General features: G+C 32.0%; 18 protein-coding genes and 1 pseudogene. 7 read left to right on the top strand and 12 right to left on the bottom strand.

What is annotated here, in order from left to right:
• Positions 1 to 219: 219 nt before the first annotated feature.
• The 6 genes from HYI43_04920 to HYI43_04895 all read right to left on the bottom strand — a co-directional run bounded on the left by HYI43_04920 (position 220) and on the right by HYI43_04895 (position 5,306).
• Complete coding sequence (locus HYI43_04920; GenBank protein ID UDI77916.1) at positions 220 to 522, bottom strand: hypothetical protein; 303 nt, start codon at positions 520 to 522, stop codon at positions 220 to 222.
• A 94-nt stretch (positions 523 to 616) separates the two neighbouring features.
• The gene (purB, locus tag HYI43_04915; protein UDI77915.1) at positions 617 to 1,912 is read right to left on the bottom strand and encodes an adenylosuccinate lyase; all 1,296 of its coding nucleotides are present in this window, start codon (positions 1,910 to 1,912) and stop codon (positions 617 to 619) included.
• 264 nt (positions 1,913 to 2,176) lie between these two features.
• A complete protein-coding gene (locus tag HYI43_04910) occupies positions 2,177 to 2,350 on the bottom strand; it encodes an NETI motif-containing protein (protein ID UDI79271.1) in 174 nt (57 codons plus the stop codon).
• Positions 2,331 to 2,936 (bottom strand): DUF2179 domain-containing protein, encoded by a 606-nt coding sequence (locus HYI43_04905; GenBank protein ID UDI77914.1) that lies wholly within the window; start codon positions 2,934 to 2,936, stop codon positions 2,331 to 2,333. The genes HYI43_04910 and HYI43_04905 overlap by 20 nt, the downstream gene beginning before the upstream one ends.
• Positions 2,937 to 3,022: 86 nt before the next feature.
• The gene (gene nadE, locus HYI43_04900) at positions 3,023 to 3,844 is read right to left on the bottom strand and encodes an ammonia-dependent NAD(+) synthetase (protein UDI77913.1); all 822 of its coding nucleotides are present in this window, start codon (positions 3,842 to 3,844) and stop codon (positions 3,023 to 3,025) included.
• Positions 3,837 to 5,306 carry a nicotinate phosphoribosyltransferase gene (locus tag HYI43_04895; protein UDI79270.1) on the bottom strand — a complete coding sequence of 490 codons (1,470 nt, stop codon included), beginning with the start codon at positions 5,304 to 5,306 and terminating at the stop codon, positions 3,837 to 3,839. Before HYI43_04895 ends, nadE begins: the two co-directional genes overlap by 8 nt.
• 181 nt (positions 5,307 to 5,487) lie before the next feature.
• Between HYI43_04895 and HYI43_04890 the strand changes: the two genes are divergently transcribed.
• Positions 5,488 to 6,555: a nitric oxide synthase oxygenase gene (locus HYI43_04890; protein UDI77912.1), complete on the top strand. Its 1,068-nt coding sequence runs from the start codon at positions 5,488 to 5,490 to the stop codon at positions 6,553 to 6,555.
• Between the two features lie 29 nt (positions 6,556 to 6,584).
• Positions 6,585 to 7,388: a prephenate dehydratase gene (locus tag HYI43_04885; protein UDI77911.1), complete on the top strand. Its 804-nt coding sequence runs from the start codon at positions 6,585 to 6,587 to the stop codon at positions 7,386 to 7,388.
• A gap of 148 nt (positions 7,389 to 7,536) precedes the next feature.
• Here HYI43_04885 and HYI43_04880 read toward each other — a convergent pair whose 3' ends face one another.
• A complete protein-coding gene (locus HYI43_04880) occupies positions 7,537 to 8,619 on the bottom strand; it encodes a pectate lyase (protein UDI77910.1) in 1,083 nt (360 codons plus the stop codon).
• Positions 8,620 to 8,795: 176 nt separating this feature from the next.
• Between HYI43_04880 and HYI43_04875 the strand changes: the two genes are divergently transcribed.
• The 3 genes from HYI43_04875 (at position 8,796) to HYI43_04865 (ending at position 11,932) form a co-directional block, all read left to right on the top strand.
• The gene (locus HYI43_04875) at positions 8,796 to 9,356 is read left to right on the top strand and encodes a cysteine hydrolase (protein UDI77909.1); all 561 of its coding nucleotides are present in this window, start codon (positions 8,796 to 8,798) and stop codon (positions 9,354 to 9,356) included.
• Positions 9,357 to 9,405: 49 nt separating this feature from the next.
• Positions 9,406 to 10,335: a manganese-dependent inorganic pyrophosphatase gene (locus HYI43_04870; protein ID UDI77908.1), complete on the top strand. Its 930-nt coding sequence runs from the start codon at positions 9,406 to 9,408 to the stop codon at positions 10,333 to 10,335.
• Positions 10,336 to 10,549: 214 nt separating this feature from the next.
• Positions 10,550 to 11,932: an aldehyde dehydrogenase gene (locus HYI43_04865; protein UDI77907.1), complete on the top strand. Its 1,383-nt coding sequence runs from the start codon at positions 10,550 to 10,552 to the stop codon at positions 11,930 to 11,932.
• A gap of 226 nt (positions 11,933 to 12,158) precedes the next feature.
• On the opposite strand, the gene HYI43_04860 is transcribed toward HYI43_04865, so the two are convergent.
• Positions 12,159 to 13,196: a lactonase family protein gene (locus tag HYI43_04860; protein UDI77906.1), complete on the bottom strand. Its 1,038-nt coding sequence runs from the start codon at positions 13,194 to 13,196 to the stop codon at positions 12,159 to 12,161.
• Between the two features lie 158 nt (positions 13,197 to 13,354).
• Positions 13,355 to 13,528 carry a hypothetical protein gene (locus HYI43_04855; GenBank protein UDI77905.1) on the bottom strand — a complete coding sequence of 58 codons (174 nt, stop codon included), beginning with the start codon at positions 13,526 to 13,528 and terminating at the stop codon, positions 13,355 to 13,357.
• A 329-nt stretch (positions 13,529 to 13,857) separates the two neighbouring features.
• On the opposite strand from HYI43_04855, the gene HYI43_04850 reads away from it, so the two are divergent.
• Positions 13,858 to 14,898, top strand: coding sequence for an acyl-CoA--6-aminopenicillanic acid acyltransferase (locus HYI43_04850; protein UDI77904.1), 1,041 nt, complete (start codon positions 13,858 to 13,860; stop codon positions 14,896 to 14,898).
• An 85-nt stretch (positions 14,899 to 14,983) separates the two neighbouring features.
• Here HYI43_04850 and HYI43_04845 read toward each other — a convergent pair.
• The 3 genes and pseudogenes from HYI43_04845 to HYI43_04835 all read right to left on the bottom strand — a co-directional run bounded on the left by HYI43_04845 (position 14,984) and on the right by HYI43_04835 (position 16,941).
• Positions 14,984 to 15,827: pseudogene (locus tag HYI43_04845) on the bottom strand (DUF4097 family beta strand repeat protein).
• The gene (locus tag HYI43_04840; protein ID UDI77903.1) at positions 15,824 to 16,381 is read right to left on the bottom strand and encodes a DUF1700 domain-containing protein; all 558 of its coding nucleotides are present in this window, start codon (positions 16,379 to 16,381) and stop codon (positions 15,824 to 15,826) included. Before HYI43_04840 ends, HYI43_04845 begins: the two are co-directional and overlap by 4 nt.
• Before the next feature lie 74 nt (positions 16,382 to 16,455).
• Positions 16,456 to 16,941, bottom strand: a complete 486-nt coding sequence (locus HYI43_04835; protein UDI79269.1) for a hypothetical protein — start codon at positions 16,939 to 16,941, stop codon at positions 16,456 to 16,458.
• A gap of 253 nt (positions 16,942 to 17,194) precedes the next feature.
• Here HYI43_04835 and HYI43_04830 point away from each other — a divergent pair, with 253 nt between their 5' ends.
• The gene (locus HYI43_04830) at positions 17,195 to 17,755 is read left to right on the top strand and encodes a thioredoxin family protein (GenBank protein ID UDI77902.1); all 561 of its coding nucleotides are present in this window, start codon (positions 17,195 to 17,197) and stop codon (positions 17,753 to 17,755) included.
• Positions 17,756 to 17,921 lie beyond the last annotated feature (166 nt).

Here is a 17,921-nt window from a genome sequence, read left to right as displayed (position 1 = left end):
GGACCGAATTCTTTTCGAATTCATCGTCCTAGCCCTGCGTATGCATGACTAAAATTGAGAAATGCTTAATTTAAGTGATTTCTCAGCTCAGTCAGCTACTGTGAATTTGCAATGTAGCCAAAATATTATTTATTTCAGACTTAACTTATATTGGTCACTCATTTAAGAACGTATGGCTTTAATATTCTAATTTCGATTAAAACTCATATCAAATCATGCTTATTCTTTAGTTTCGATATTTAAACGATCTAAAATCATTGTATATGCATCATTACCCCATTGTAATGAACGTTTCACTCTGGAAATTGTTGCTGTTGAAGCACCTGATTCTTTTTCAATCGTTGCATAAGTAAAGCCTTGTTTTATCATTTTAGCAACTTGAAGTCTTTGAGATAAAGATTGAATTTCATTAACGGTGCATAAATCATCAAAGAATTGATAACATTCTTCTCTGTTTTCAAGTGTTAGAATTGCATCAAATAATTCATCTAATGCTTGTCCTCGCAATTTCTCTATTTGCATCTCAAACAACCCCTATATTTCAATTTCAATATAATCTAATTTTAACGCATTAAATAGTTAAAGTGTAGTAATTTCATTGAAAATGAAAAACGGATTATTCTAAACCAGCACGTTTAAAAATTGTGTCAACTTGATTTAAATGATGTTCAGGATTAAAGCATTCATCTAACTCTTCTTTAGATAATACATTAGTAATTGAACTATCTTGTTCAATTAACTCACGGAAAGGTGTTTTAGTTTCCCATGATTCCATAGCTTTAGGTTGAACTTTGTCATACGCTTCTTCACGAACCATACCTTTATTGATTAATGCTAGAAGGACACGTTGAGAGAAGATTAGACCAAATGTTTTATCGATATTATTTCTCATATTATCTTCAAAAACAGTTAATCTATCAACTATATTTGTAAAACGATTTAACGCATAATCCAACGCTATTGTTACATCCGGCAACATAATTCGTTCTGCTGAAGAATGTGAAATATCACGTTCATGCCATAATGGGACGTTTTCATAAGCTGTAGTGATATAACCACGAATCACTCTTGAAATACCTGTGATATTTTCTGAACCAATTGGATTACGTTTATGTGGCATAGCTGAAGAACCTTTTTGACCTTTAGCAAAAGCCTCTTCAACTTCGCGAGTTTCAGTTTTTTGTAAGTTACGGATTTCAACAGCAAATTTTTCCAACGAAGTAGCTACTAAAGCAAGTGTCGCAATATAATACGCATGTCGATCACGTTGTAATGTTTGTGTAGAAACAGGTGCTGCATCAATACCTAAATGTTTACAAACATAACTTTCAATTTCTGGTGGAATATTAGCAAATGTGCCCACTGCACCACTCATTTTACCTACTTCAATTTCTTTACGTACTTCTTTAAAACGTTTTAAATTACGTTGCATTTCTGCATACCATAGTGCCATTTTAACACCAAATGTAGTTGGTTCAGCATGCACTCCATGTGTACGTCCCATCATCAAAGTATATTTATAATTTTTAGCTTTTTGTTCTAATACATCAATGAATCTTTCAATATCTTTTTCTAAAATCTCATTGGCTTGTTTAATGACATAACTCAATGCTGTATCTACAACATCCGTTGAAGTTAAACCATAATGAACCCATTTACGTTCATCACCTAAAGTTTCAGATACTTGTCTTGTAAAAGCAACTACATCGTGTCTCGTTTCTTGCTCGATTTCTTGAGCACGTTTTACATCTACTTTTGCGTTATCTCTAATATTTTTGACATCTTCCTTAGGAATGTGACCTAATTCACTCCAAGCTTCACAAGCAAGTATTTCAACTTCTAACCATGCTTCGTATCTATTTTGATCGGTCCAGATGTTTGACATTTCTTCTCTTGAATAACGTTCAATCATTTTTAAACTCCTATTCTATGTATTAATTTTCAAACAAAAACTGTACATTAAACAACAAAAATTATAAATAGTTCGTGTTTAAGCTTTCAATTAAAGTTTAACAGATTCTTTATTAAATGTATAAACCTTTTTTCACTATATAATTATAATTCATTCTCAATAAAATAAACACTCATCCTCTCCACTTCTTACACATAAAAAATCTACATTGTGGAGTTCAATCACGCAATGTAGATTCACTAGTATAGTTTTAATCAAGTAAATTTATTCTAATTTCTTTCCAACAAATTGAATGTCTTGTCGTAATACTTCAATGTTACCATTTTTATCTTCTTTATAAATTGGCTTTTCAATGCGTTTCACGGGCATATACCCTTCAGCACGCATACGTTCTAAACATTCTGAAATAGTTTCATTATCATTTACTTTGAATTTCATCATGTTCCACAACACTTTCAATTTCTTCAACTTCATATGCTTTAACTTTTCGAGTACGAACGCCTTTAGTCCAGAAGCCACCATGAATCGCTCTTGGTTCATAAGCTATGATAAATGCTTTCGCATCTAAGTTACGTACTGTTTCCATTAACTTACGTTCATATCGTCGTGGCGTTAAAATTTGCATAACCATTCGGCTACCATCACGACCATGAGCTGCATAGTGTGTAACACCATATCCTAAATTTCTTAACTCATTTGGCAAATCAATTTCGTACTCTGAAGAGGTAACGTTTACTACTGTATAACCTAATGCGAGTTTTTCTTCGATTTTCATTCCTACTAATATCCCTATTGAAAAACCTAATGCATAGGCAAAGATATTTTGAATTTGGTCTAAACTAGACATAACCATACCTAGACCAACTACATATACTAATACCTCAAGGAAACTTACTGCTGCTGCCATATAACGATAACCTTTTAACGTTAATATCGTTCGCATTGTTAAAAATGTGACATAAAAAACGTTAATGACGAATATCGCTAATACCATTGTCCATGGATTTGAAGTTATCACTGACATACTATTCCTCTTTTCTCCCTCGGAAATCTAAAATCGAGATAATTTTATCAGTGAAATTTTATTTTGTCACTAGTAAATAAGTTTTCTTAATTTTTAGGCCAAGTATAACGCGTATAAGCTAACTCACGTTTATGCGCATTTTTAACATAATGCTTTTCAATTGTTTCTCGTGCTTCACTAGGAACCTCTTTGCCTTCTAAATAATCATCGATTTGATCATACGTAACACCTAAGGCTTCTTCATCAGGTAATTGTGGTTTATCATCTTCTAAATCTGCCGTTGGTATTTTTTCATACAAATGTTTAGGCGCATCTAGATATTTAAGTAATTGTCTTCCTTGTCTTTTATTCAGTCCGAAAATAGGAGCAATATCTGCTGCACCATCGCCATACTTAGTATAAAATCCAGTTATGTTTTCAGCAGAATGGTCCGTGCCTATTACGATACCGCTTCGATTCGATGCTATTGAGAATTGAACTTTCATACGTTCACGTGCTTTTTCATTACCACGTTGAAAATCTGTAAGTTCTATACCAGCATCTTTTAAAGATTGTACACTCTGATCAACTGCAGGCTTAATATTCACATTTATGACTTCATCAGGATTTATAAATTTAAGTGCATCTTCAACTTCAGCTGCATCCTTTTGAACACCATATGGTAATTTAACAGCTATAAATTGACATTCACGACCTTCGTTACGTAATGCTTCAACAGCCATTTGAGCAAGTTTGCCGGTCAATGTTGAGTCTTGTCCACCTGATATGCCTAAAACCAATGATTTAATAAAGGCATGTGATTGAACGTAGCTCTTGATAAAATGAATAATCTCGCGTGTTTCTTGTTCACTATCGATATGTTTCTTCACTTTCATTTCATTCACTACGATATTTTGTAACTTAGTCATTGTCTTCCTCCATCTCCTTAACGTGTTCAGCAACTTCAAATATACGTTTATGTTTATTATCCCAACATGCTGTACTCAAATCTACTGGATATTCTTGCGGATTTAAATAACGTTTGTTTTCTTCCCACAACTCTGAAAGAGCTTGTTTCAAGTAGTCTTGTGCTTCTTTTTCAGATGGTAACTGATAAACAAGTTTGCCATTTTCAAAAATAGAGCGATGTAGATCAACAGCTTCAAAGTGTTTAATATATTTCATTTTATATGTGTGCACTGGGTGGAACATTTTTAGAGGTTTTTCATCATTAGGATTTTCATGTTCTAATGTAATATAGTCACCTTCTGCTTTACCAGTCTTTGTATTAATAATACGGTATACATTTTTCTTACCAGGTGTAGTCACTTTTTCAGCGTTATTAGACAGTTTAATACGATCAACATATTGACCACTTTCATCTTCTACCGCTACTAGTTTATATACTGCACCAAGTGCTGGTTGATCATAACCAGTGATTAACTTTGTACCTACACCCCAAGAATCTACTTTGGCACCTTGTGATTTCAAACTCATAATCGTCTGTTCATCTAAATCATTTGAAGCAATAATTTTTGCATCTTTGAATCCAGCTTCATCTAACATGCGTCTTGCCTCTTTAGATAAGTAAGCAATGTCACCTGAATCAAGACGAATTCCAATAAAATTAATTTTGTCGCCCAGTTCTTTAGCGACTTTAATCGCAGTTGGAACACCTGATTTAAGTGTGTGGAAAGTATCAACTAAAAAGACACAATCTTTGTGACGTTCAGCATATATTTTAAATGCTGTATATTCATCACCATAAGTTTGCACAAGTGCGTGTGCATGTGTACCTGATACTGGAATTCCAAACAACTTACCTGAACGCACATTACTTGTAGAGTCAAAGCCACCAATATAAGCAGCACGTGCTCCCCATAATGCTGCATCAAGTTCTTGAGCACGTCGTGTACCGAACTCCATCAATATATCTTCTGGCGCCACTTGACGAATTCTACTGGCTTTAGTCGCAATTAAAGTGTGGAAATTAACAATATTTAATAAAACAGTCTCTATTAACTGGGCTTGAATTAATGGCGCTTCAACTCTTATTAAGGGTTCATTCCCAAAGCATAATTCACCTTCTTGCATTGAACGAATATTGCCGCTAAATTTTAGTTGTTTTAAGTATTCAAGAAAATCACTTTGATAGCCTATTGATTGCAAATATTCAATATCAGATTCACTAAAATGGAAATTCTCAATAAATTGTATTACTCGTTTTAATCCATTAAAAACTGCATAGCCACTTTCAAATGGCATGCTCCTAAAGTACAAATCAAATACTGCATTACGTTCATGTATACCATCATTCCAATAGCTTTCAGCCATGTTAATTTGGTATAAGTCATTATGTAACATTAAACTGTCGTCTTCGTAACGATACACCACAATCTCTCCAATCCATCTTTTAGTATATTTTATCATAATTACTTTTTTGTGAGTATTGACATGGTGTGTCTTACTTTTCAAAAAGAAAAACTTTACTTATCTGACAAATTCGTGACAATAAAGGGAATTGAATGTGCTAATGAATTGCCTAGATTATAATATTAAGCGAGGTGTTCATATGATTATAGAAGAAGCAAGAGAATTCATTAATACCATGTATACTGAACTAGATTATTCAGAAATTAAAATTAATAACAGATTATCTGAAATTGAAGCAGAAATTGAAGCTAAAGGTACTTATACGCATACATTTGAAGAATTACAATACGGTGCTAAACTAGCTTGGCGAAACTCTAATCGTTGTATCGGTCGGTTATTTTGGGACGCTTTGCATGTTGAAGATGCTAGAAACATAGATAATGAAACAGATTTTATTGAGGCAATTAATTATCATCTTAAAGAAGCAACTAATGGTGGCAAAATTAAACCATTTATTACAATATTTTCATCTGAAAATGCCCCACAAATTTATAACAATCAACTTATTCGATATGCAGGTTATGAAGATAAAGGTGACCCAGCTGAACGTGACATTACACAATTGGCACAACATTTAGGTTGGCAAGGTAAAGGTACTGACTCTGATGTCTTACCTCTTATTTATCAATTACCTAATGATTCAATTAAATTGTATAATTTACCAACAGAGTTGGTTAAAGAAGTGAATATAGAGCATGACCATTTTCCAAAATTAAAAGATTTAAATTTAAAATGGTACGGGGTGCCTATCATTTCTAATATGGATTTAAAGATTGGTGGTATAACTTATCCAACCGCACCTTTTAATGGATGGTATATGGTTACAGAAGTTGCAGTGCGTAACTTTACAGATTCGTATCGCTATAATTTATTAGAAAGTGTTGCACAAGCATTTGAATTTGGTACACTTAAAAATAATTCATTTAACAAAGATCGAACATTGGTAGAACTGAATTATGCTGTTTATCATTCGTTTAAAGCGCAAGGCGTGTCTATTGTTGATCATTTAACTGCGTCTAAACAATTCGAATTATTTGAAGAAAAAGAAAAGGCACATCATCGTGAAGTAACAGGTAAATGGTCATGGCTAGCGCCACCCTTATCGCCAACATTAACCACAAATTATCATCATGGTTATAATAATGAAATGAAAGATCCAAATTTTCATTATAAGGCTAAGCAAACGATGAAGTGTCCATTTCACTAATGTTCAACTGACATGAGGTGATGATTTAAATGTATTTATATTATTTAGGCCCACAAGGAACCTTCTCGTATTTAGCTGCTAAGAAATATATTTCTGAAAAAGAAGTGACTTTCTCACCTAAATCTAATTTATATGAAGTGATTAAAGCGGTAAGTAGTAATGACGCGTCCGTTGGTATTGTTCCAATTGAAAACTCAATCGAAGGAACAATAAATATTATCGCCGATGCACTTGCACAACAAGATATTTTTGCTCATGGTGAAATCCACTTAGATATTAATTTTGGCTTATATGCACATGAAGGAACTGAATTACAAAATATTAAAAAAGTATACTCAATTGCACCAGCTATTAGTCAAACGAGTCGTTATATTCAGCGTCATCATTTTTTATACGATTACGTAGATAGTACGATTCAAGGATTAAACAAAATCTCTGAAACTGAAGCAGCAATTGCGCCACTCGGTAGTGGTGAAGCATACGGATTTACACCTATTGATAGTCATATTCAAGACTATCCACACAATGTAACGCGATTTTTAATAGTTAAAAATCACGCAAACTATGACAAAGGTGCGTTAAATACATTATTATTAATCACACCTAAATATGATAAAGCAGGACTCTTAGCTAGTATATTAAACACGTTTGCTTTATTTAACATTAATTTATCTTGGATTGAATCAAGACCACTCAAAACTCAGTTAGGGATGTATCGTTTCTTTGTACAAACAGATAGTGGTATAACTTCTGAATTAAACAAAGTTATTACCATACTTGAGACATTGGATTTTAAAATAAAAGTGATTGGTGCATTTAATCGTCATAGCTGATAAATGATGTTGCCTTTTTATTTGCTAGTATTTTCAAACATAAATGACTAGGATTGACAGCACGTTCACATATAACGTTACTCAATTCTAGTCATCTTTTTAATTAGGTATATTCAAGGGGGTTGTACTACCCTATGCACTTTTTTAATTAATCAATATTAATCTTTTCTATTTTTACATCTTCACTTTGATTAAGAGTTAAGTCTTTAATATCTTCCAAATGGATAGTTTGCGAGCTATCATCAAAAATATTTCCTGCAATAAAGACTTGTTGATGCTTTACATTGTTATAACTTCTGATGTGAATGGCATCACGTTTCATATGCCCCGTGAATGTATTACCAATGACACTAAAATTTTCACCTGCTTGTGTCCCTATGACTTGACCCGTTACAACATCTGCTGCATTTTTCCCATCTTTAACTGCTAAATTTCTAATACCACCGTTGCAATTTCTAAATTCATTGCGAGAAATAATCATATTTTTAGTTTTCAGTGGTGTTAGAGCATACTCATTCATTCCATCAAAGATATTATTTCTAATATGCACATTATCATAATATTGATTATATCGACTTGCATGTGAACCAATTGCTCTATTCCATGCTTTCATTTTTGGGTTATCTGAGTTTCCAAAATAACAATTTTCTATGACCACATTTTTAGTAATCGTTCCATCTGTTGTGCCAAATTTTGGAAAGGCACCTGGTACTTGAATATCTATTTGAATTGCTTCTGAAAATGAACGGTCACCATCAAAATCATTGAATCCTTTAAAATTACAATGTTTGATATATAAGCCATTGATTCCACAGGCATCCAACGCATGTCCTCCAACGACATTTAATACAGTAACGCCTATGAGCTGAATATCTTCGGCATGGCCAATTGACATTGCAGTATTATTATATGGATACTCTGCACCATTCATATCAAACGTACCGCCTTTAATATAGATATGACTATTGCCTGAGTACCCATGGTAGAATCCAAAGCGTTTCCCATTTTTCAATAAGGCATCTTTACTACATCTTAATAACGTTGTGTCATCTTCTAAAAGTAATGTGGTTGAGTCATAGATAATAAGCGCCTTGCCAATATGATACGTACCACTAGGTATTAATACAGTATGTTCTCCATATTTTGCTTTATTTAATGCTTGTTGAATTGCTTTTGTATCTTTTCGTTTGTTATGCCCTGTGAGGCCATAGTCTTGTGCATTTATTAGCATATTCAATCCCCTATTCTCGTGCTTTAAAATCTTATATTATATAAGTTTTATACAATTTTAGTTTCATATTAGCTATACTAACTATATAAATGATGATGAGGTATTAACTCAACCTTTTCTATATTATTATACAATTTTTAACTACCTCAAACATTTATCAGAGAGGATGAACAAATATGATTAAGAAAGCATTGATTGTTGTAGATTATTCGTATGATTTTATTGCTAATGATGGTCGCTTAACTTGTGGTAAACCTGGTCAAGATATAGAATCATTTATTTTAAATCGTTTAAAATACTACCATTCAAGTAATCAAGACATCTTTTTTATGATGGATTTACATTATGATAATGATCACTATCACCCAGAAACACAACTTTTCCCACCACATAATATTGAGGGAACGCCTGGTCGAGAATTGTATGGTCAAATTAAAACCTTCTATGATAATTACAAAACAGAACCTAACATCCATTTCTTAGATAAACGACGTTATGATTCTTTTTTTGGCACGCCATTAGATAGTCTTCTTCGTGAAAGAAATATTTCCGACGTTGAAATTGTAGGTGTCTGTACTGATATTTGTATATTACATACTGCTATTTCAGCCTATAATTTAGGGTATAAGATGACTATACCTAAAGATGGTGTTGCCTCTTTTAATGAAAATGGACATGAATGGGCTTTAGGACATTTTAAAAACTCATTAGGCGCAGAGGTAGAAGTAAGCAATTAAAACATGCTAAAATAATATTAAAATTATATGATAAGGGTGAATTATAGCAATGGCAAAAACTTATATTTTTGGACATCAAAATCCAGACACTGATGCAATTTCTTCAGCGATTATTATGGCTGACTTTGAACAATTAACTGGAAACAGTGAAGCAACAGCATACCGTTTAGGTGATATCAATGCTGAAACTAAATATGCGCTAGATCATTTCGAAGTAAAAGCACCAGAATTATTAACTGATAATTTAGATGGTCAAGAAGTTATTTTAGTAGATCATAACGAATTCCAACAAAGTGCAGAATCAATTGCAGATGCTGAAATTAAACACGTCGTTGACCATCACAGAATCGCAAATTTTGAAACTGTTGCTCCATTGTGGTATCGTGCAGAACCTGTAGGTTGTACTGCTACAATTCTTTACAAAATGTATAAAGAACGTGGCTTTGAAATTAAACCTGAAATTGCTGGATTAATGGTTTCAGCTATTATTTCAGATAGCTTATTATTTAAATCTCCTACTTGCACTGAAGAAGATGTGAATGCTGCTCAAGCTTTAAAAGATATTGCAAATATAGATTTAGAAGAATATGGTTTAGAAATGTTAAAAGCAGGTGCGTCTACAACTGATAAATCTGCTGAAGAATTATTAGATATGGATGCTAAATCATTTAACATGGGTGACTACGTTACACGTATCGCTCAAGTAAATACGGTTGATATCGATGAATTATTAAACCGTAAAGATGAACTTGAAAAAGTGATGTTAGAAACAAGTACAAATGAAAAATATGATTTATTTGTCTTAGTCGTAACTGACATTATTAACAGCGACTCAAAAATCTTAGTAGTAGGTGCTGAGAAAGATAAAGTTGGAGAAGCTTTCAAAGTTCAATTAGACGACGGCATGGCTTTCTTAACAGGCGTTGTATCTCGTAAAAAACAAGTGGTACCTCAAATTACTGAAGCATTAACTAAATAATATATTTTATAAATATAAGCACACTATGTGGTGTTAAATCTTACGGAGGCTAAACTGTTGAGTTCAATAGTTTAGCCTCTTTCATTCATTACAGACCAAGTCAACCAATTGCTTTTTAATTGAAAATTATTTGGGGTATAGATATGATAAATGACTATATTCATTATTATTTAAATCATGTATATGGTTGATAAATTTTAAGGAGGTTAACGTATTGTCTTCTATTTCAAAACAATTTGAGGAAAGTAAAGCTTTTTTCAAAACACATAAAACGAAAGATATTAAGTTTCGTAAACATCAATTAAAACAATTGAGTAAAAGTATTAAACATCATGAAAATGAATTATTAGAGGCACTTCAACAAGATTTAGGTAAAAGTCCGGTTGAAGCTTATGCAACTGAAATCGGTATAACTTTAAAAAGTATTAAATCCGCTCGAAAAGAACTTAAAAATTGGACTAAAACCAAACAAGTAGACACACCTTTATTTATGTTTCCAGCTAAAAGTTACATAAAGCCTGAACCCTATGGCACAATTCTAATTATCGGACCGTTTAATTATCCAGTTCAATTAGTATTTGAACCATTAATTGGCGCGATAGCTGCTGGAAATACTGCGATAATTAAACCTTCAGAATTAACTCCTAATGTTTCTAAAGTGATACGTCAAATTATTGAAGATGTATTTATTTCGGATTATATCAGTGTTATTGAAGGCGGTATTGAAGAAACACAAACATTAATTCATCTTCCTTTTGATTACATGTTCTTTACTGGTAGTGAAAAAGTGGGTCAAATCATTTACGAAGCAGCAAGTAAACATTTAGTCCCTGTAACATTAGGGCTTGGCGGTAAATCACCTGTTATTGTAGATGACACAGCAAACATTAAAGTCTCAAGTGATCGTATCAGTTTCGGTAAATTTACAAATGCAGGACAAACATGTGTTGCGCCAGATTATATCTTAGTAAATCGTAAAGTGAAGCATCAACTGATCGATGCGCTAAAACATAGTATTCATGAATTTTATGGAAATGACATTGAAAAAAGTCCTGATTTCGGACGTATTGTGAATGATAAACATTTTAATCGACTCAATGATTTACTAAATGTACATCAAAATAATATTATCTTTGGTGGTCATACTAATGAGCAACACCGCTATATAGCGCCTACAATTTTAGATGGCATCACATTAGACTCTAAAATCATGCAAGAAGAAATATTTGGACCGATTCTCCCTATTATCACTTATGATGATTTTAATGAGGCAATCGATATTATTCAAAGTAAGTCTAAACCATTAAGTCTCTATTTGTTTAGTGAAGATGAGAATACAACCCACCGTGTATTAAATGAATTATCATTTGGTGGTGGTGCAATTAATGATACCTTAATGCATTTAGCTAATCCTAAACTCCCATTCGGTGGCGTTGGTATGTCAGGCATCGGTCAATATCACGGTAAATATACATTCGATACCTTTAGCCACAAAAAATCTTATATTTTTAAATCTACTCGTTTAGATTCAAGTATTATTTACCCACCATACAAAGGCAAGTTTAAATATATTAGAACGTTCTTTAAAAACTTATAAAAATGATGAGGGGGCGAGACAGAATTCTTTTGAATTCATTGTCCCACCCCTAAATTGCTTTATTTGTTAAATATCTTTTTAAGTTTTCAATGTTTGGAGCACGCCTACAAGGATGACTGGAGTTGAAAAAGCTTAATATAAGTGTTTCCTCAATCAGTCAGTTACTGCGAATTTGCAATGTAGCCTCATCTCATTATTGTTGTCTCAACTTCATAAATATCTGTATTTATTTTATAAAGTCGACAAATACACCTTCAGGTGCTTTATATTGATTATCAGTTGGTGTTAATTTTCCAGAATTAGTATCACGTCTAAATACGGTTACTTCATAATTGCTTTCTTGATGCGCACAAACTAAATAATCATCAGATTCTGTAATATTAAAATCTCTAGGGAATTCTCCACCACTACTTACGATTTCAACTGGGTTTAAAGCTGCTCCATCTTCTGCTACTGTATAAACTGCAATACTATCATGTCCTCTATTACTCACGTATAAACTTTGCTGGTCATGAGATAAACGTACGGCAGCTAATTTAGTCTCTCCTTCAAAATCTTCTGGAACTGTTGCATGACGTTCTATTTCTTCAAATTGTCCATCGTTATAATGCGTAACACTTACAATATTAGATATTTCATGCACTACATAAGCATATTTACCATTTTTATGAAAAGCAATATGTCGAGGCCCATCTTGATCTTTAAATTGTGAAACTGCATGTTCTTTAAAACCTTCACTGCCAAATTCATAAGTGACAACCCTATCAGTTCCCAAGTCAGCAGCAACGACATATTTACCATCTGGCGTTTCATTTAAAAAATGAACATGAGGGTTCTCTTGGCGCTCATGGCTTCCCGTAGTAAACTCATGGTCTAACTCTTGAATCAATTTAACCACTTCACCAGTTTCTTTATTTAATTGATAAATACGCGCTAAGCCTTCTCCATATACCGCTTCAAATAAGAAATTACGGTCATTTGATACAGAAATATAGCATCCTGTACCACGCGTTGATGCTAAACATTTATTGATTAAAGATAGTTGTCCCTGCTCATCCTTTTTAAATGCTGCAATCCCACAATTATCGCCTTCTTTAGTAATGGCATATAAATAATCTTCTGTTTGAGCAAGATACGTCGAGGCTTCAATTTCATAACCTGTTTCTATTTGGTCAACTTGACCAGAATCTTCATTTAACTCAAAGCGATAAATACCTTTACCTTCTTTTTTAGTATAAGAACCGATATACCCTGTCGTAGTCATATGATTACCTCCAATTTATTATTATATTCATTTTATAAAAAGTAAGGGGTTAATGACAATCAATGTATCTTTCTTAGTTGTTAAACGATAAAGGAACATATATGTATAACATAAAAAAACCAGCAACTTCAAAATAAGAAGCTACTGGTAAATAATAATTATGCATTATTACTTTCGATATCAGATACGATTTCTTTAGTTTTTCTTTCAATGTCTTCAAAGTCTTTTTTGAAGATGTAAGCAAATGCAGCTACACCAACACCTACTACTACAGTAGTAATAAGGATAAAGCTAAATAAGAATTTGAATAAACCTTTAATTAAATCCCACATGTATGTTTCACCTCTAAATATAGAAATTAGTATGTTTACAATATTATATATTATCATACTTACTGTTTTGATTAAATAGATAGCTATTTTAACTTTGTATAATATCAAAAACCTAAAAAATTAGTACTTCTAATTCAGTATTCAAGTTTTTACTATTAAGATAACCACCAAGACTTAACGGAATCTACTACTGCTCTATATGCATCGCTAATCATAGTAACCCTCCTTGTGTTTTTGGTGAATCTTGCTATCATATTCAGTATAGTAATATTTATAATTGAATTCAATTAATACTCTATTTTTGACTAATATATTCAGGAGGCCTTCTTATGCAACAAGTTAAATCAGATATAATGACTTTTCGAGGGTCACATTTTGATTTAGGTATCAAAACGGCACAATGGCTTAAACAAACCCCTTTATTAGCAAATCGAGAACGTGAATGGAAAAAACGTATGCCTCGATTTGATATAGATGTTAACGAAACGCATGCCGTCTTTCAAACTTATGCGCCAGAAATATGGGAAGAGTTAATGGGTATGCAAGAAGTACTTAATTTACCTACTAAACAAATGATTTTAAATTTTGGACATTATCGTTTCTCAGATTTGAAGGACAGTGGATGTACGGTTTTTCAAGGCCAGGATTTTATGGTACGTAATTATGACTACCACCCTGCTACATATGATGGCAGATACTTATTATATCAACCAAATGATGGTGGCTTAGCTCAAATTGGTCCTACGTCACGTGTTACAGGCCGTATGGATGGCATGAATGAAGCTGGTTTAGCAATGGGCTATAATTTCATGCATCGTAAACATCCTGCCAATGGCTTCGTATGTTATATGATTGGTCGTCTTGTTTTAGAACACTGTAAAGATGTTGATGAAGCTGTTCGCTTTTTAAAAGAACTACCACATAGAAGCTCATTTAGCTATATTTTAATGGATAAGCATCTAAACCACGCCATTGTTGAAGTTACACCAAGATCTTTCGATGTTAGATATGACAAAGTATGTACGAATCACTTTGAAGTGTTAACACATGAAAATCGTAACTATACGAAAGAATCTCGTGAACGATTAGAACGTACAATTAATCAAACATCTCAAGATTTAGATAAGCATACAGCATTTGAATTATTTAATAATCCTAAATATGAAATTTATAGTAAATTATTTAGAAGTTGGTCAGGTACAATACATACATCGATGTATGAGCCTCAGAACTTAACAGCTTGGATGACACTTGGTGAGAACCAGGTTCCTACTTCAATCGATTTTCAATCATGGCTTGAAGGCAATGATATAGATACCACACAATTTACAGGGCAAATTGATACAGATTTAACATTCGCAAATTATTAAAAAACAGGCGACAATCCTTAACTCGGAATTTGTCGCCTGTTACAATATTTATAAGAATGTAAATTGATAATATGTTATAAGTTCATTATTTAATTGTAATATCTTTATTCACTGTATAAAATTCAACTACATTATTACTATTACCAACTTTTCCATCTTTAAAGTTTTTATTTTCAACTTTAGCTTCACCAGTTCCAGGATGTAACTTAAGGAGTGTATTCTTTGGTTTATCCTTATAATCGAAATATACAAATTTATGTTTACTAGAACCTTTAACATCTGTTTCACTATTCATTTTCGTAAACTTTATAAATCCAATGTCAGTCACAAATAGAGATTTTTGAAGCTTGGAATTATTCACTTTCATACTACCAATTTTAGACTTAAAATCACTATTACTAACCTCACTGTTTTTTAATGTTTACCCCACTAGAGTCACCCTTAAAAGTAAGATTATTTAATTTAGAATTGTTAACTTTAAGAAATTGAGCGTCTTGAATTATAGAACCGCTCTTAACATTAATACCTTCTAATACCACATTTTCCAATCCTGAATTAACATCTAATTTAGCAATATTTTTATTTGGTATCGTAATATTAATTTTGGATTTACTCTGATTGAAAGGGTTCAAATTTATACTGTAACCTCTTTTATTAGAACGGTGTTCTTTTATATTTAATGTGTCTTTAGTACGGTAAACCTTGATATCATTATCACCTAAATATTTAACACCACAATGTTTACCGTGTTTAATTGTGACCTCAGAATTATAACTTTGAATATTTAAATTATTCATCTTTAGATTGCTGTATTCCCTATCATATTTAAGTTTTTTAAATTCATCTTTGTCGTGAACAAACCATACTAACGTTGCGGCCAAGAAAAAACCTATAAATATAACTATGCCTGTAATCATTGCTTTCTTCATTGTTTAATTCTTCCTTTAACTGTTTGGATATACCAAGTTAAATATTTTAAAACAAGTCGATAGATATTTTGAGTTATTTTCATAGTAAGTACAAATAAGACAATGCCAATCCCCGTATAGGAAACACTAAATAAGAAGTTGCTAAATGAATCAACAATCCCCTTTAGAATACTCGTAGATATAATCACTAACGGAAGAAAAATTAAAAAAGCGGAAAATAGAAATACTATGAATAAAATCACCAAAAATATTACTATAGGGATAATAATGAAGAAAAATGAAAGTACCCCTAAACTCAATGAGGCCGTGATAGCCCTTAAAATATTATGAGGATTTGGCGTTACTTTCGCATCAGAAATAGCTTCTCTCGCTTTAACTTCTTTACCTATGTCATGTGGCTCTTGTAAGTCGGAAATAATTTGTTTTTCAGACTTACCTTTTGACTCTTGTTTATAAAAATGATTTTCATAATCATTCATAAGCTTGTCTTTCTCTTCACGCGGTAGTTCATCTAGTTCTAATTCAAGTTCATTTAAAAAAGTAATCTTATCCATTTCTATTTCACATACTTTCTTAATTGATTTTTCTTTTTTTGAAAGTAGTCGAATTGAATATTTTAGTATTTGTTTTATCGGCTAAAAAATTCAATACGTTTTACAATATTGTCTTTATAAAGAATTGATAATTTCATATGGTGCGCTTTATCGATATAAATCAATGCATCATACCCCTTACCAACTCGATCTTTACGATAATTATCACCTAAATCATTAATGGCATTTTCAACTCGGTCTCCAATTTTAACACCGAAGTTTGTAGAAACTTTATTATCATTTACGAGTACAATCCCTTTAACTTTTTCACGTTTATTTTTAACTTTAACTGTTAAATTAGGATGTTTTTTATGGTTATAAAATTTATATCTATCCACTTTAATATGTTTATTAATCTTATAACCCTCTTTATTAAACTGTTCATTCATTTGCAAATTGTTAATTTTAACATCTGTAAGATCAATTGTCTTTTCATTCTTATAAATTGTAAGACTAGTAACAACTACAAAAGCAATTATTGTAAAAATTGCAAATATAACCCATCTGTTTTGAATGCGCAAACGTACCACCACTTCTATTCATATTATATTAAATATATCATACCCATTGATTCTGAAACACCGAAATACAACCTTCTTAGTCTTACATATTTGTAACTTTTAAAAATTTAACAAATCTTTCATACATTCATTCAGCAGTACAATAAATTCTTAAAAATAAAAGACGATTAATTTTTTAGCAAAAGTAATATAATTATCTATTTTTTAAAAGAATTGTTATAATAATGTAAATTTACTTAAGGAGGTTTTATTTATGGCTAATTTGAAAACATATTTTGACAAAAGTCAGCCACTTGATGAATATATTGCTACTATGACAACAAACAAAGATAATGTGTTAGCAATATACAATGAATTTAGTATTCCTTCTAATGATAGTAATATCGATAAGTTAAAAGATGCTTCATTTTCAAAAGTGTTGGTCATTACAGAAGATTGGTGTGGCGACGCTATGATGAACCTACCAATATTAAAACATATCAGTGAGGAGCTTCACTTAGAGGTTCGCGTCTTCCACAGAGATGAAGATACTGATTTAATTGACCAATATTTAACTAATGGAACAGCACGCTCAATACCTATCTTTATCTTCTTAAATGATAAAGACGAACAAGTTACTGTATGGGGTCCAAGAGCGCGTGAAGCACAGGAATTTGTAACCAATTTAAGAGCTGAAATGCTTCCAGATAAAGATGCTTCTGATTATGAAGACAAAGAAAAAGAAGTTCATAAAGAAATCACTACTAAATATCAAAATGATACTGAGTTATGGCAACAAGTCTATAATTCAATTATTAACAAGCTTTTATTATAAAAACACAAAAATAGGAGAGAGCGTATAACTTATATTATGTCGCCCTCTCCAATTTGTATTTTTAATAATTATCATCAATCAAAAGGTTAAGACTAAAACATTAGGATATTTTCACAACTTAACTATTAATAAAAAGTATTGCTTAAATTTTATTGAATCTGTTGCC

Source organism: Staphylococcus taiwanensis (assembly GCA_020544305.1).
Classification (GTDB): domain Bacteria; phylum Bacillota; class Bacilli; order Staphylococcales; family Staphylococcaceae; genus Staphylococcus; species Staphylococcus taiwanensis.
The sequence above is the reverse complement of the archived record's forward strand: the minus strand, read 5'-3'. Positions and strand labels throughout refer to the sequence as shown.